We start from the raw sequence: 2,527 nt of genomic DNA, 5'->3' as shown, positions 1-2,527 counted from the left end.
CTTTCAAAAGCAACTTGCTCTGACAATTTTAAAAGTCTATTTTCCATCTCCATTTAAATCTCCTCCTCAAAAGGAGATTTAATTCTGGATTTATGCTTTGTAAAAATCACTTATTGGGAGGACACAAGCAGCAGAACAACTTATAAAACAAGATTTTTGTATTTTTCCCTATATGACAGAAGACTTAGTGATTGCCAAAGAACTTGTTAACTTAGGCTGTAAAGTTTTAATGCCATGGGCTTCACCAATTGGATCAGGAAAAGGAATTATGAATCCTTTTCATTTAAAGATTTTAAGAGAAAGATTTCCTGAAATTAAAATCATTATTGATGCAGGTCTTGGAGCACCAAGTCATGCTGCCTTTGCTTTAGAACTTGGAATGGACGCCGTTCTTTTAAATACAGCAATTTCAGATGCTCATGATCCCATTGAAATGGCAAAAGCGTTTTCTTTATCCATTCAAGCGGGAAGAAAAGCTTATTGTAGTGGTTTGATTCCACAGAATGATTTTGCCATTTCAAGTTCACCAATCATAGGAATTCCATTTTATTAAGGACAATGTTATTCATGCTTTCTGAAGAAAAACAAAATATGAAATTTTATCCCATTGTCAATAATTTAAGCTGGTTAATAAAATTAACATCTTGGGGTGTAAAGACAATTCAATTAAGAATTAAAATAGATCCTATGATTGAAAATCACGATTTTCAAAAAATTGAAAATGAAATTAAAAATTCTATAATTCATTGTCAAAGACATCATTGCAAGCTTTTTATAAATGATTATTGGGAACTTGCATTAAAGTATAAAGCTTTTGGAGTTCATTTAGGATATGAAGATTCCTTTCAAGCAGATATTTCAGCTCTTCATAAAAATAAAATGAAATTTGGTTTAAGTACACATGATACAAATGAGTTAAATCATGCCTTAGAATTAAATCCATCTTATGTTGCTTTAGGACCTATCTTTCCTACAAAAACAAAAAAAATGAAATTTTTACCACAGGGAATAGATAAAATAAGAGTTTGGAGAAATATCATCCCAAAAAATATTCCTTTAGTTGCCATTGGTGGAATTAAATTAGAAAATGCTCAGGAGATTTATAATAATGGGGCAGATAGTATTTCTGTCATACATGATTTCATGACCTCTCCCTACCCTGAAGAAAGAATAAAAGATTGGTTAAAAATGGGGGAATGAATATGAATTTAAATAAATATTCCAGGCAAATAGCTCTTCCTTTTATCGGTATAGATGGCCAAATTTGTTTATTTCAAAAAAAAATTTTAATTATTGGAGCCGGTGCATTATCTCATAGTTCTTCTGTTTATTTAGCAACAAGTGGAATTGGAGATATTTCAATAATAGATTTTGATATTATAGAGGAATCAAATTTATCACGACAAATTTTTTTTAGACATGAAGATATAGGAAAATATAAGGCTGAAATACTATCTAAATACTTACAAAATAATAACAAAGATCTCAATATTCAATTTTATAATATGAAATTTACTGAAGATATTTTTAATAGCATGAATACAAAATTTGATCTTATTTTAAATGCGAGTGACAATTTTGCAACCAGAAAAATAATAAATAGAATAAGTTTAAAACATAATATACCATGGGTTGATATTTGAATCTTTCAAACAAAAGCCAATTTTTGTTTATTTAATCCAGGGTATGGTTGTTACCATTGCTTATTTCCGGATATTAATGAATCAAATGAAAATTGTTCTTTAATGGGAGTACTCAGCCCTATTTGCGGTATAATGGGTTCTTTTGCTGCAAATGAAATTATAAAATTTCTTGTTTTAAATCCAACTTCTAGAATAAATCATTATTTTAATTTTAATTTCATGGAAAACATTTTTAAAGAATATTATTGGACAAAAAACTCAGATTGTGAATTGTGTCTCCAATATAAATTTTTATTAGAAAAAAAAGTTCTTACAACAAAAAATACAAACGAAATTCTTTTTGAAAAACTCATAAATAATAGCGATAATTATTTTATAATTTATTTAGATGAAGACTAGATTAATTCAAAACAATTCCTGAATTTAAAAGGACATAATATACCCTTTATCCAAGAATCTATTTATCATTTTTTTGATAAAAATAAAATTGAAAATCTTGCCAATAAACATTATTTTTATAATAAAAAATTAATTTTAATTTGTAAATTTGGGATAAAAAGCAAAATAGTATCTGAAATACTTAGAAAAAATAATTATTATTCCTTCTTTTTGAATGTACCCTGAGGCAAAGTAACATAAGTTTAGAATAGATCTAATTTCTAATCTTTAAATTGGCATTTATAAAATATGAATAACATTAACAAATAATATTAGAATCTTAATTCTAACTTCTTTTTGAAGAAAACCGATAAGAATAACAGTTTGTATTCTTAACGACTTAGGAGAAAATTATGGTGCGCCAAGATAAGTGCGTAAGAACCAGTGAGTGCGAATCTCACCCACGTAAAGATTAGCCATCAGCGTGGAAGTAAGCAGTGCGATTA

Annotated in this window: 2 protein-coding genes and 1 pseudogene; all 3 read left to right on the top strand. The window is 27.7% G+C overall.

Going from position 1 to position 2,527, the window contains the following annotated elements:
• Positions 1–112 precede the first annotated feature (112 nt).
• The 3 genes and pseudogenes from ACIQ56_RS16665 to ACIQ56_RS16655 all read left to right on the top strand — a co-directional run bounded on the left by ACIQ56_RS16665 (position 113) and on the right by ACIQ56_RS16655 (position 2,042).
• The gene (locus ACIQ56_RS16665) at positions 113–553 is read left to right on the top strand and encodes a hypothetical protein (protein WP_397602159.1); all 441 of its coding nucleotides are present in this window, start codon (positions 113–115) and stop codon (positions 551–553) included.
• Between the two features lie 14 nt (positions 554–567).
• Positions 568–1,200, top strand: coding sequence for a thiamine phosphate synthase (locus tag ACIQ56_RS16660; RefSeq protein WP_397602158.1), 633 nt, complete (start codon positions 568–570; stop codon positions 1,198–1,200).
• Positions 1,197–2,042: pseudogene (locus tag ACIQ56_RS16655) on the top strand (HesA/MoeB/ThiF family protein). The gene ACIQ56_RS16660 and the pseudogene ACIQ56_RS16655 overlap by 4 nt, the downstream one beginning before the upstream one ends.
• Positions 2,043–2,527: the final 485 nt, after the last annotated feature.

The sequence above is a fragment of the Silvanigrella sp. genome (assembly GCF_044369315.1).
In the GTDB taxonomy this organism is placed as follows: Bacteria; Bdellovibrionota_B; Oligoflexia; order Silvanigrellales; family Silvanigrellaceae; genus Silvanigrella.
This window is presented reverse-complemented; position numbering and strand designations above follow the sequence as displayed.

Bases quoted from the DNA above. Each gene is read 5' to 3' on its own strand.
- ACIQ56_RS16660 (WP_397602158.1), top strand. From the start codon at position 568: ATGCTTTCTGAAGAAAAACAAAATATGAAATTTTATCCCATTGTCAAT.